This is a genomic window from Rhodococcus baikonurensis (assembly GCF_040489275.1).
Classification (GTDB): Bacteria; Actinomycetota; Actinomycetes; order Mycobacteriales; family Mycobacteriaceae; genus Rhodococcus_F; species Rhodococcus_F baikonurensis.
This window is the reverse complement of record NZ_JBEUOQ010000031.1, coordinates 16,183-28,959: the sequence shown is the minus strand read 5'-3', so window position 1 is coordinate 28,959 and position 12,777 is coordinate 16,183. Positions and strand designations below refer to the sequence as shown.

11 protein-coding genes are annotated in these 12,777 nt (G+C 62.4%); 2 read left to right on the top strand and 9 right to left on the bottom strand.

Features of this window, described 5'->3' with window-relative positions:
- Nucleotides 1-159 precede the first annotated feature (159 nt).
- Nucleotides 160-621, top strand: a complete 462-nt coding sequence (locus ABWI03_RS32550) for a helix-turn-helix domain-containing protein (RefSeq protein WP_050794073.1) — start codon at nt 160-162, stop codon at nt 619-621.
- Between the two features lie 1,104 nt (nt 622-1,725).
- Here ABWI03_RS32550 and ABWI03_RS32545 read toward each other — a convergent pair.
- From ABWI03_RS32545 to ABWI03_RS32525, 5 genes are all read right to left on the bottom strand, one after another.
- Nucleotides 1,726-2,373, bottom strand: coding sequence for a LysE family translocator (locus tag ABWI03_RS32545; RefSeq protein WP_351643318.1), 648 nt, complete (start codon nt 2,371-2,373; stop codon nt 1,726-1,728).
- Nucleotides 2,374-2,522: 149 nt separating this feature from the next.
- Complete coding sequence (locus ABWI03_RS32540) at nt 2,523-3,443, bottom strand: AAA family ATPase (protein ID WP_155277941.1); 921 nt, start codon at nt 3,441-3,443, stop codon at nt 2,523-2,525.
- The gene (locus ABWI03_RS32535) at nt 3,436-4,872 is read right to left on the bottom strand and encodes a TnsB C-terminal domain-containing protein (protein WP_030537384.1); all 1,437 of its coding nucleotides are present in this window, start codon (nt 4,870-4,872) and stop codon (nt 3,436-3,438) included. Before ABWI03_RS32535 ends, ABWI03_RS32540 begins: the two co-directional genes overlap by 8 nt.
- A gap of 9 nt (nt 4,873-4,881) precedes the next feature.
- Nucleotides 4,882-5,448, bottom strand: coding sequence for a recombinase family protein (locus tag ABWI03_RS32530; protein WP_030537383.1), 567 nt, complete (start codon nt 5,446-5,448; stop codon nt 4,882-4,884).
- Between the two features lie 226 nt (nt 5,449-5,674).
- Entirely contained in the window at nt 5,675-6,379 is a 705-nt protein-coding gene (locus tag ABWI03_RS32525; protein WP_054827583.1) for a TetR/AcrR family transcriptional regulator, read from the bottom strand.
- 124 nt (nt 6,380-6,503) lie between these two features.
- Here ABWI03_RS32525 and ABWI03_RS32520 point away from each other — a divergent pair, with 124 nt between their 5' ends.
- Entirely contained in the window at nt 6,504-8,057 is a 1,554-nt protein-coding gene (locus ABWI03_RS32520; protein ID WP_054827582.1) for an MFS transporter, read from the top strand.
- 15 nt (nt 8,058-8,072) lie between these two features.
- Here ABWI03_RS32520 and ABWI03_RS32515 read toward each other — a convergent pair whose 3' ends face one another.
- The 4 genes from ABWI03_RS32515 to ABWI03_RS32500 form a co-directional block, all read right to left on the bottom strand.
- Nucleotides 8,073-8,627, bottom strand: coding sequence for a PaaI family thioesterase (locus ABWI03_RS32515; RefSeq protein ID WP_351645593.1), 555 nt, complete (start codon nt 8,625-8,627; stop codon nt 8,073-8,075).
- Nucleotides 8,628-9,623: 996 nt separating this feature from the next.
- Nucleotides 9,624-10,688 carry a BtrH N-terminal domain-containing protein gene (locus ABWI03_RS32510; protein WP_353799044.1) on the bottom strand — a complete coding sequence of 355 codons (1,065 nt, stop codon included), beginning with the start codon at nt 10,686-10,688 and terminating at the stop codon, nt 9,624-9,626.
- Between the two features lie 46 nt (nt 10,689-10,734).
- Nucleotides 10,735-11,571, bottom strand: coding sequence for an SDR family oxidoreductase (locus ABWI03_RS32505; RefSeq protein WP_350835070.1), 837 nt, complete (start codon nt 11,569-11,571; stop codon nt 10,735-10,737).
- A 380-nt stretch (nt 11,572-11,951) separates the two neighbouring features.
- The gene (locus tag ABWI03_RS32500) at nt 11,952-12,716 is read right to left on the bottom strand and encodes a transglutaminase-like domain-containing protein (RefSeq protein WP_353799045.1); all 765 of its coding nucleotides are present in this window, start codon (nt 12,714-12,716) and stop codon (nt 11,952-11,954) included.
- Nucleotides 12,717-12,777 lie beyond the last annotated feature (61 nt).

Here is a 12,777-nt window from a genome sequence, read left to right as displayed (position 1 = left end):
ATGGATGGCGTAGGAACCTCCATCGTCGGGAGACCTCGACGTCTACCTGCGGACCGACGCGCCCGGCCGACCTACACCCTCATCTGGGAAGAGCCACTATGATCCCATGTTGTCCCTACTTTCCGAGACGGGTCCCTTAATTTTCGCTGTGAGGACCAAATGTTTAGTGATCAGTTGAATGCGTTGTTCGACCACTCGGCGCGGATCGGCTGCCCGATTACGCAAGTGCAGCTGGCGGACGCGCTCAATGCCCGAGGTCACCAAATTTCGCATCCGTATATTTCGCAGTTGCGGCGAGGGAAGCGTTCGAATCCGTCTCCGGAGATCGTGGCGATACTCGCCGACTTCTTTGGTGTCGACAAAGACTATTTCTATCTTCCCGCCGTTAATCCTGATTTTCCGACGGCGTCGGAAGTGATCGAACGTCTCGACCAAGTACCTTTACGGAGACTCCTCGCTCAAGCGGACGGACTTTCTGACAGGTCGATGGGTATTGTCATTGAGATGGCTGAGCGTCTGCGCCACGCAGAGGGCTGCCCTGTGGTTACTGGAAACGGATTCTGGATATTCTGGTCCCACCCGGATGTACCTCCAATCGAAAGCGCAGAGTGCGGCCCATGAAAGAATAAGGTTTCGATTTTTTAAGAATGTTGGTTTTTGTATGTTTCTTATTCTTTGATAAATTCGCGCAATTTGAGGCCGCTATTTGAGGGGATGGCATCAAAGGGTGATTGGCATGATCGAAGACGCCGTTACAGTGATTTGTACACTATGTCCCAGCTCCGGTCCATCAGATCGGTGATGTAGGGCAAGTTGCACTATGCGACCAGCGTCTACCTTCCGCGGTTCTGACGAGTTACGTGTACCGAGTAATCCGCCCAACCCATCGATGGTTGGTTTCCATAGATTTGCCCAAGTGCGCGGCAACCCGGTCACGTAAGATATATGCAACGCGACAGGCCCATCTTGAATGGGTTTCAGTCCGGAGATTGCGTCCGGGATTTCGTTTTTGAATTGTTCTTTTGTATACGACCTGCGAGTTATCAGTGTTGCCGTTTGGCCGATGTTGGATGATTGCGCAGGGATGGCTGAGTCAATTGAAATCGTGGATATTTTTGAATTCCTTTTTGTGCACCATACGCTTGCAAGCTGATTCCCGGAAATTTGCTTTACTCTTTCTGCGAGTAGGAATGCGTATTGATCCAGGTCGGGTTTCTGAAGCAGCGGCGTATTCAAAGGGATCCCTACATTTAGGGAAAGGGCTGTGGAGCTGGATAGTGCTGTGAGATCAGGTAACAGTAGCTTCTCGCTGTCATTCAGGAATCTATCGGTTCGAGACTGGATAGATGGATTGATCTTTTCGGGCTGTGGGAGCACTGTCGGTACTTGTAGGCGGTTCGTCTTTCCGGATGGACAAGCGAAGCTAGGTGCTGGGAGGTGCATAGTGAAAGGGTAGAGGGCCAGGCAACGGACTGTTTGGGAGGTTTGGATCCAGCAGCGTTCGAACGGTTACTGGACATGTGCGTAGGCACGAGCCCAGTTTGGTCGAAAACCGATCGGTATTCGACGCTTCTGTGAAGCATGTATATCCCCAGTTTGTAGATAGCAGTTGTAGGTGACGTTCTTTTCGCGGTGCTAAATGTCCCGGGATGAGAGCGCGAACGTGGATGTTCCGGCAGGAACTGGACGCTCTTAGACGCCATCCGACAGGCGAAGTGGCGGCCGCTATGGGGCCACAGCGGGCGCCGGGGCATCAATCGCAAGCTTCACGCCGATTGCGCCCAGGAGTGTGCCCGTGACCCACTTCTGCCACCGCATCCAGGCCGGCTTGCGTTGTAGAAACGTGGCGACTGATCCGGCGGCGATGATGATCGCGCCGTTCACGGCAACGCCGACGAGGATCTGGATCGCGCCGAGCTGGAATCCTTGGGCCACGATGCTGCCTGCGGTGGGGTCGATGAACTGCGGGATGAGCGCCAGGTAGAGGATCGCGACCTTCGGATTGAGGAGGTTCGTCAGTAGGCCCATGCGGAAGAGCTTGCCGAACGAGTCACGCGGAAGATCGTTGGTCTCGAACAGCGACTTCCCGCCCGGGCGAAGTGTCTTGTAGGCGAGCCAGAGAAGGTAGACGGCCCCCGCGACCTTCAGTGCGATGAACAGCCACGGCACGACGAGGAACACTGCCGCCAATCCCAGGTTGGCCATCACCATGTACACCACGAAGCCAACGGCCGTGCCGGACGTCGACATCATTCCGGCACGCCATCCCTGGCTGATGCTGCGAGAGACCAGGTACATCATGTTCGGCCCGGGGGTGAGAGCGAGGCCGAGCTCGATGAGAGCGATGCCGACGGCGGCGGACAACGAGATCATGCACGCTTCTTTCTTGTGGTGGGTTGCGAGGAGGCTTCCCCTCGATGCCGAGCTGCACTCAGTCTTCCACTCCGTGAACTCAGCCAATCGAATCGGACGGGGTGGCCTCTGTCTATGTAAGGGCCCGGACGTCATGGTCTCAGCTGCGCTTAGCGCCCGATGAGGAGAGCCCCCTGGGCGGCGTCAACGGCCTCCGGGGTGAGGTGGGTGCGCTTGTTGATGTCAAGGATGCGATTCACCTGGGTGACGAGCCGGTCGGCGAGGCGAAAGTTCCCGTTGGTCGCGCGGACGATCGCGGCTAGAGCTGCCGTGTGCGCGAGACCTGCGTCGTCAGGGTCGGGGTCCGGGAGGCGCTGCGCGACGACGGCCGTGAGTTCGTCGCTGCGGAGGGGCCGGTATTCGTGGGCGAAGCCGATGCGGCTGTAGAGCTGGGGGTAGCGGGCGAGGCGTTTCTCGATGCCGGGCATGCCGATGAGGATGACGCCCATTCGGTGGCGGTCATAGAAGTCGCGGACTTGTTCGAGGCCTGCGGTCTTGAGCCGGTCGGCTTCGTCGATGATGAGCAGCTCGGTGTTCCCGCTGTGCTGGGATTCGGCGTGAACGTAGGGGTCGACGTGGCCGTGCTGAGCGTAGTCGATGGCCCAGGAGATGTGCTGGCAGGCCCGGGGCAGGCCTTGATCGATCTGCTTGATGGTCGCGGCGACGGTAGGGGTGAAAAACGCGGTTCTGCTTCGTTGAACCGCTTCGGGCACGGGCGGCAGGGCACCGGTGCTGCGCGAGAGCGGGTGCCACTGCTCCCACTCGTCGGTGCCAGCGTAGTGGCGAGCAGAGAGCGTCTTGCCGATCCCGGGTGGCCCGTAGCAAAGCCCGATGTAACGGTGGGAGCGGACGGTGTCTGCGAACTCCTGGAACCGGCGATGCTCCCGCGTGGTCACGAACGCCGCCCGCGTGTCTGCGTGCGGTGGCGCTGCCTCCTTGAATTCGTCGAAGTACCCGCTGAGGAACCGGCGCCCGTCGTCGCCTGGTTCGAAGAGCACGGAGCGAGGTTTGCCGTCGTCTGGCTCAGCCATTGGCATAGGTCCTCAATCCGTGTCGGGCCGGGGGCGGCGTTGCGCGGTCGGGTGCGCTCTCCGGTACCGGCGGTATCTCGGGGCGGTGGCGGGTGTCTTCAGGTAGTGAGCGAGCGTGAGTGGTGAGCTCGCGGAGCTGCTGTTTCAGGGCGCGGCGTTGCGTGTTGCGCGCCGCCTGCAGGTCGGTGAAGGACACGGTCTCGGAGGAGCGTTCGGGGGCGATCGCGCGACACAAGAACGTGTTGTCGTGGAACACTCGCACTTCGCCCAGGTCGCGGGGGTCGTACCGCACCGTGACGTCTTCGCCGACGTATGCGGCGAGGACCGGTGAGATGTATCGGGTCGATGCGAAGCGGATGCCGTCGCGTTGCACACGTCGCGTTGCCGCGGCAGTCAGCAGGAGCGAATCGATGTCTTCCGGGTGGGCGGGCATTCGAGGGATGAAGCTGTCGCTGCGCCAGCGATTATGCGGGGCTGCGCCGGTCGCTGAATGTGGTCGTTCGTTGTACTCGTTGACGATGAATCGCTCGAGCACGTCATCGAGTTGATGCAAGGTCAGCGTGGGGTCGCTGACGGGTGCACCGCCGGTGCCGTGCGGGATGAAGCCGGGCAGGTGCGGCAGCAGCTCGGTCGTGATGGTGCGGTAGAACCGTTCGATCTTGCCGCGCCCCTGCGGAACGCCGACCCGGGAGTGAATCAGGCGCACGTGTAGGTCGAGGCAGACGTGTTCGATCCTGGTCGAGGTGAAATCGGACCCGTGATCGCTGTAGAGGACGTCCGGGAGCCCGGATACCACCCACTTCGGGTTTCGTTTCCGAGCGACCGCTTGATGGATCGCCAGTGCGGAATGCTCGGCCGTGGGTGCTGAGACGCCGAGCGCGTAGCCGGCGATCGCTCGCGAGTAGTCGTCGAGCACGATTGTGAGCCAGGGTCGGACGGGTTGCTGCCGGTCGTTGAGGATCATCACGTCGAGCAGGGTGTGGTCCATCTGCCACTGCTCATTCGGCGCGGAGGTCGTGCGGCGGTAGACCAGCTCGAACTTGTCGCGGTACGCCGCGTCCCCGCCGTCCGCGAGGGCCGTCAGGCCCGGGTCGAGCGCGTGCACGATCTCGCGGACCGTGGTGTATCCCGGGGTCGGCAATCCGCGGTCCCGGGCGATGTCACCGATGCGACGGTGGATATACGCGATCGTCGGCGCGGGCCGGCGCACAGCAAGTGCCTCGATTGCGGTGACAAGTTCGGCGGCAGTGCGAGTCGATCCCTTATCGCTGCGAGTTGCTCTCGCGAGCCGTCCCGTCTCCATCCGAGCTGCCCACCGTTGCAAGGTCCGCACCGCAACGCCGGATTGCTCCGCAAGACGCGTCCACGGCACACCGTCCTGGTGTTGGCGCACAAGCTCGGCCTTCTGCCGGTCGCTGAGGTGCGCCATGATCCCTCGTCAGGCCCGCTCGACGTGCTCGGCCAAGTGCCGATAGATAGTGGGCCGGGACACCCCGAACGTGTCGGCAATCTCCTGCACGGTGTGGCCTCCTTCGTCATACATCGCCCGGGCCTGCCGGATCTTCGTCGGCGTCATCTTGAACTTCGGGCCACCCTTGCGCCCGCGGGCACGGGCGGCCGCAAGGCCGTCGTGAGTGCGTTCCACGATGAGATCGTGCTCGAACTCCGCGATCGCCGCGAGCATGTGGAAGAACAAACGGCCACCCGGAGTGGTGGTGTCGATGCCCTGCGACAGGGCCTTCAACCCGACCCCACGCTGCTGGAGCTCGTCCGCGACTTGTTTGAGGTTTCGGACCGATCGGCCGAGCCGGTCAAGCTTTGTCACCACGAGCGAGTCGCCCTCGCGTAGATACCCAAGGGCCTCCGTCAGCGCCGGCCTTTTCGCCAGGGTGCCGGATGCGTGTTCGACGAAGATCTTGTCGCAGCCTGCCGCTTCGAGTGCATCGGTCTGGCCGTCCGGATTCTGGTCTCGGGTCGAGACGCGGGCGTAACCGATCGTGGCCATGCCTCAGCGTAACGCGAACGCCGCCCGCTTTACATAGATCGCCGACACGAGTCATGAGACAAGACTCGCCGAATCAAGCGATGAGAGTGTCAGTTTCAGAAGTCGGCTGCACGATTTCAGAAGTCTCCTGCAACTCTGAGTTCTTATGCCCACGTTAGGTTGCATCCGATGAGCGCCGCGATCCCTGACTGGTTAGCGCAGTGATGGTGTGGTTTTCCGTCAAGCCTTACTGGCCTTCGTTGAACTGCGGGTCTGGCGTCGTGGCCGGCCACGTACGACTATTGTCGCGCGAAGTGCTCGATCCGACACTTGTGGCATGGGCGGCGAGAAAGTTGTCGACGATGCGGATGCAGTCGTCGGTGTGGATGTGACGCAGTCCTGTAAGGCGAGCGAACACTATCGGTCCGAGGAGCTGAATGAGGGCGAAGGTGGTGTCGAGCTCGCCGAGCACATCGCGGGCGTCAGGGGCCGTCAGGATCTGATCCAGGGACTTGCGGTATTGCTCTATGACACGTGCCCGAAGTGAGACCACCGCGCCAGGATCGAGATCGCGCCGACTGGCGTCGCCGCTGTTGACGGGTCCCATTGCCAGCCACGCCAGCGTGGTCATCTGCACCGGAGCTTGGTCGATGAGGTCGGCTTGGGTGGTGAGCAACGAAATCAGACGTTCGCGTAGCGGACCGGTATCGATATCGGTGTCGACTGGGGGTAGTAGTCGCTCGAAGGTTGCCGCGAGCAGGTCGGTGGTACTTCCGAAGTGTCGGTACAGCGTGGCACGCGCAACCTTCGACATGCGGGTGACCGCCTCCACGGTGACCGCCTCGACACCGCCGGTGGACAGCAGCTGACCGGCAGCTTCGAGTAACCGGTTACGTGAGCGCGCCAGCCGGGGATCGGCCGGGCCCTCGGCTGCAACGAGAGGGTCGACCATGAACGGGCTCCGCTCCATTTGACTGACAAAATATCTCCTCGCATGACCATTCTGTCACACCCACAGAGTTATGATACTAATAGTCTCGTACCGAGACGACCGGTCTCGAACTGGGAGGCTGGCCATGAACGAACGTGGATCCGACTCTGCCGGCGTCGCTCGATGGAGCGGCGCCCAGTGGTGGATGTTGATTGTGTCGTGCATGGCGGTCGCGTTGGTGGTGGCCGCAATGGCGGCATTGTATTCAGCGTTGCCACAGATCGCGGTCGCGACAGGGGCGACGCAAGCTCAACTTACCTGGATAGTCGACGGTTATACGTTGGTATTGGCGTGCTTCGTTCTGCCTGCCGGTGCGATCGGTGATCGTTACGGTCGCCGGGGGGTGCTCGTGGCGGGGTTGGCGTTGTTCGCTTTCGCGTCGGCATTGCCCTTGTTTCTTGCTGACCCGGCGTGGCTGATCGCTGCTCGCGCGTTGGCTGGGGCGGGTGCGGCGCTGGTCATGCCCTCGACGCTGTCGATACTGACCGCGGGATTTCCACCGGCGCATCGCGGTCGCGCTGTAGGGGTGTGGGCCGGGGTTGCTGGATCCGGGGCGGTCCTGGGCATCCTCGGGGCTGGAGTGCTGCTCGAGCAGTGGTCGTGGACCTCGGTGTTCGTCGGGTTGACCGTCGCCGGAGCGGTTCTGGCCGGGTTGGCATGCAGTATCGCGGAGTCCCGCCAGCAGGAGCATCCACCGGTCGATTGGGTGGGCGCTGTGACCGTAGTTGTGGCAGTCGGGGCGATCGTCTTCGCTGTGATCGAGGTTCCGGCCCGTGGCTGGTCGGATTCGCTCGTCGCCATCAGCACTGCGGTGGGCTTGTTCGCAGTTGTGGTGTTCGTCGTCGTAGAACTACGTTCCTCGGCACCGCTACTCGATGTCCGGTTGTTCGCCCGCCGTGGTTTCGGTGCCGGCGCGCTGTCTGTCTGTATCCAATTTCTGGTGACCTTCGGGGTGTTCTTGCTGTTGGTGCAGTATCTGCAGTTGATTCTCGGTTATGGACCGCTCACCGCCGCGTTGGCGTTGACCCCTATGGTCGTGCCGCTCATCGTGATCTCGGTGATTGCACCCTGGCTGTCGAACATTGTTGGGCTGCGGGTGATGACCACTGTAGGTCTGCTCACCATCGCGGCGGGACTGGTGATGGTGAGCAGACTGACCGTCGCTGCGACTTACCCTGACCTGCTGTGGCCCCTGCTCATCATGAGCGCGGGTTTGGGGTTGTGTACCGCTCCTGCGACTTTCGCCATCGTCTCGGACACTCCAGAGGCCAAGCACGGGGTGGCTGCCGCGGTCAACGACGCGGCTCGCGAAATCGGTGCCGCGATTGGGATTGCGGTAGCCGGTAGCGTGCTCGCGGCCGGTTACGTTCAGCACATCCAGCCGGCTCTGCCCCAGCTACCCGAGCCAGCCCGTGGTCCGGTGGCCGATTCTCTGGCCGCCGCATTGCAGGTCGCCGACCGCGCAGGACCAGCTGGCCAGCCGCTGGCCGAGTTCGCCAAAGCCGCATTCGTACATGGAAGTGGTCAGGCGACACTGGCGTTGGCGGCCCTGACCGCCGCTGGGGCACTCGTGCTCGCCGTCGTTGCGCCAGGTAGACGCAGCCGAACGACAGCCACCGCGGGTGATGGACGTCGATGAGGTCGGCCAGGGTGTCTATTCTTCGGTGTGATTCGTGTCTGTGGCCCGGAGTTGAGCTCGGGCTTGGGACTGCATGAAGTGTTCGACCTCGACCACCACGAACAGGGCAGTAGCGGTGGCGACCGAGCGGCCCTGCGCATCGTCCATCGTGGCCGTGAGATCCAGTTTGCGCCCATCACGAGACCGAACGGCAGCACGCAACACGTAGGGAGTGCCGAGCAGAACCGGCGCTAGATAGTCGAGCTCGAGACGCCGCGTCACGGCGAGCTCACCCACTGTGTAGAGCAGGAAGCCGAACAGATCGTCGAGAACGGTCGCCACCGCGCCGCCGTGTGCTATCCCGGGTGCCCCGACATGACGTTGATCGAACACATGGTGAGCCACCACGCCGTTCTCGTCACGCTGGACCGACAGGGCGTGGCCGTGCGGGTTCTGCGGCCCACAACCAAGACAGTCGGGGTGGTGGGGCGGTAAATCAGGCGACTCGGAAGTCGTGCCCCAGAACGAGCGCACCCAGTTCTCGATAGCGGGGCCGGCCGACCCGCTGACCTCGTCCGGAATTCTCTTCATGGTCGGACCTCTCTGTCTGAAAAAAACTGTGCCGAGTCTGTCGCGTCTTCGCGCGCTCGGCCTGCACCGCTGTCAGTTTCAAAAGACAAACTGCACTATGTCAGAAGTCAACTGCACTAAAGGATCGACCAAGCCGACATAGCTTAAAGAGAGAAGTGATTTGCCGCGAGGATTTCGGACCTGGAGATGACTATTCTGAGGCCGCGTTTGCGGACTGCCCGTAACTGTAGTGGACATCGTTCGGGGTTCGGTATCCGAGCGACGAATGTCGTCTGCCATGAGCATGGGACCAGAGTGACCTGACCCCTGCCAGGGTGAGGTTGCCCTTGGCTGGGGCGTAAACACGAAATGCCCTGTGATGGTGTGAGAATAGTTCTTGTCTAGGGAACATTCCAGCCACCACGAAGGGCATCTCGCGAATGCAACTATCTCACACCCGACCTGCCTCGGCCGAATGCTTCGACGACCCCAATCTCTGCCGCTCCGCGGCCGCAGGCGAGGCCTGCGCGCCTCGCATCAAGATGACCGTGCTCTGAGGTCGATTTGTTGCGCCCAACGCTTGAAGGAGGGCGTCCAGCGCGATGTCCTCGTTATCGAATTCCAAGATTGCATGGAGGTCGTCGCGGAGTGCGCAGCGGGCGCAGACATACAACCACGGCCGGAAACCCTCCGACCGGGAAATCCGCAGGCTGGTCGTCGGGGACACGATCGCTGAGATCTATCACCGATCCGCCGGTGTCTACGGCATTCTCCGGGTCCGAGCTACATCGAGGGCTTCCGTCGGCGGCTGAATTGTTGTCGGCGTGGGGCAGGGATCAGGGTCTGTTGCCGAGCAACGACACGGCATCGATGCAGCGTCCACCGAGAGGCGTTCGACTGTTCCGTACGGCAACTTCGGTCGTTCGGTGCCTCCGCACGCCTGCGGCGATCCAACACCAGCGGCTGCAGCACAGTGCGATGCGCCGTTTACCGCGCGCCATCGAACGACGGTGCGCCTCATCGCGTGATGGCGGACAGCGAGCGTGAAGCAGACTCCAGGGACTCCACCAGGATCAGCTCGAGTGCAGGCAGTCTGGCAGCCGACACGGCCACCGCAGCTGCGCGTGTTCGCACACCGAGACCGCGTTCCATTCCGGCGCGGGCAGTTTCGGTCCAGGCCTGGGCGCAGTGATCGGCGGCCACCGCGAGGTCTGCGGTAGCGGGATCACCGGTCAGACGTGCAATCTCGGTACAGCCGTCGGCGAGAAGCCGACGAAAGAGCCCGCCTCCGGTTCCGGCCTTTTCGATGAAGATACCGAGACTGAACAGCAGCGTCTCGAGGTCATTGGGCGGAAGGTCGACCCAGCTCTTGACGTCGGTTGCCAGCTGGTCGACCGCGGCCAATCCTTCGGCACCGGCCGCTGGTACGTGGTCGGCTATTCCCGGTGTCGATGGGACGCGCATGCTGGCGGCGGATCGGGCAAAGGCCGCGGCCGCGGCAGTCGACACGGGCGGCAGTGTCTGTGGCCATGTGATTCGGTACGTGCAGTGACGTGTCGGTTGTGGGAACGAGGTGGAGGATCGCGCCCGAGCCAGCGCGTCGAGCGGGATCTCCTGCACGTCGGCCCGATCGTTGTCGACGACCGAGGCAGTCCCCCCGATCTCGTCGTAGCCGATCACCACGATGTCGTGGCGACTCATCTGCAGTTTCACCCGTAGGTAGGGCAGTTCAGCGATATCGGCCCAGACCAGGCTGGGTCGTCCCGCATCGATGTCGTCGCGAACCCATGACCATCCCTCAGCGGGATCGTCGGTCGTGAGAACCTCGACTTGTCCGCCGAGCCTGCGCGGCAAGTCGATCTCGAAGTCGGCACCGCGGCCGACCAGGTATATCGGTGGGACCAGGTCGGCCGATCGCAGGTAGGACAAACCGAGATCACCACCCAGTGCGAACACCAACCCCTCGTCGGGTGGTCCGTCCCATCCCAGACCGTGCCAATGGAGAAGGTCTCGCATTGCACCTGACCCGCAGTGCCCTCCCATCCGGTGGGGATAGTTCTCGATCAGAGTCGTGTGGGTCACTGTGGCTGCCTTTCGGGTGGCTGGTCGAGCGCGCGTGTCGGCACGCTCAGCTGTTCTGGATTCTGTCGAGATACGTTCGGCGAGCAGCCATGTCCACGTCCGCGAGGAACACCGAATCTGTGTTCAGGGCCGCACCCAGTCCGGTCGCCAACCGCCGGGGGACGAATTTCACCGCCGCGACCATTGCGCCTGCGAGACGGGTGACGCGGACGAAGGGGCGTGGATACTCGATCAGATCTGCTGTCGCGCGGGCGATCTCCTCCGGCTCGGCGTTGCGTAATCCCTTTGCGCCGGCGGTTCCGGCGACGAGTTCGGTGTTGGTGAACGTCGGGCGGACTGTGGACAGTCGAACCCCTGACTTGCGGTACTCCAGTCGTGCGGCCTCTGTGAATCCGATGACTGCGAACTTGGTAGCGCAGTAGGTCGCCAAACCAGGTACCGCGAGCTCGCCGGCCAATGACGCAGTGTTGATGATGTGTCCGGTGCGGCGCGGCAGCATTCGCTGAAGAGCCAGTTTGGTCCCGAAGATGACCCCCAGGACGTTGATCTCGACTTGCCGCCGGGTTACTGCATCGTCCTCTTCGTGGGCGTGGCCGGTAGGCATGATGCCCGCGTTGTTGATCAGGATGTCGAGGGGTCCGAGTTCACGTTCGACCAGGTCCAGAAACGTTGTGAACGAGTCAGGTTCGGTGACGTCGAGTCGGGTGACGACCTTCACCCCGAGTTCGGCGGCGGCCTCCTTCGCACGTGTCTCGTCGATGTCTCCGATGGCGACCCGGTGGCCTCGTCGAATCAACTCCTTCGCTGTCTGATAGCCGATGCCGCGAGCTCCACCTGTGATCGCCACGGTCCTGGCGGGGGTGTGAGGTGCGTTGTTCATCATGCTGCGCTCCTTGCATAGATATGCGACATCGGGATACGCCGTTCGGCCCGCTCTCGCGGTAGTAGCTGCGCACACGGAAGAGGGATATGGGTATCGCGCGGCGTCTCGGCCCTGGGGAGGCGTTCGGATCGGTCGTTGATCGCGCGCAGCCGCAACCCCAGAGGAAGAGCGGGTCTCGTCTGTTCGGGTTACTTCCGGTGTCGGCCAGGACACGGCCACGCCGACGAGAGAGTCATGTGGCACAGCTCTGCCAGCAGGTATCGGCTCACCCGATTCGAGGGTGTCCGAGGTAGTCCGAGTGTTCACGACCGACGGTTGTCGCGGAGAGGGCTCCGACCGATCGGCAGTCGGCCGCGATACGGGGTTCAGGGCGTATGTTCTCACCGCTTGTGTTCATCGAGACCCCCGCGGCGGGTTTCGATCCCCGGATTTTCGTACGGCCGGGTGCGGCGATCGGGTGTGCCGGTGAAAGCCTCGTCGAGTGGGTGAGCGCCCGTGAAGATCTTCGGTCCGTAGGCGCGCCGAAGCACCGTCAAGATCGCGTCCAAGGGTAGGTCGTCGAAGACTCCTCGCTCGCGGACATACTCCATGTGCTGGGCTCCGTCTGCGGTGAAGGCATGCATGAGAGCATCGCGATCGCCGTCGAATTCCACTGGTGGCACGCCGAAACGAGCGCACAACTCGACATTGAAAGCCGGCGTGGCCTTCAACCACCGGCCCTCGATGTAGAGGCGACTGTAGCCGTGGTAGACGAACAGGTCGGTGCCGCCCATCAGCGCGCGCAACGCCTCGGTCTGCAGGTGATTTCGGACGTCGGCGAAGCCGAGCAGTGCCGGGATACCCGCCGCCCGGCACACTGCGGTCAAGAGCACCGCTTTCGGGACGCAGTAAGCGCGCCCGGTCTCGAGGACGAAGCTCGCTCGGTAGTGGGCCGGATCGTCCGACACGGTGTACGGGTCGTACCAGATCTGGTCGCGGACGGCGGCGAAGAGGCGTCTGGCCTTGTCACGGTCGCTGCTCGCATCCCCGATTGCAGCGGCGGTGAACGCCCGCACGGATTCGTGCTCGATGTCGAGGAAGTCAGTTGCTCCCAGGTACGCGTGTGGTGGCTGCTTCGTATGTGCCCCGGGCGGGCGGTCTGTCATGGTCATCGCTGATGTTTCCTTCTGTGAGCAACCGGTTGCTGTTGTGTGCACAACGACCGAA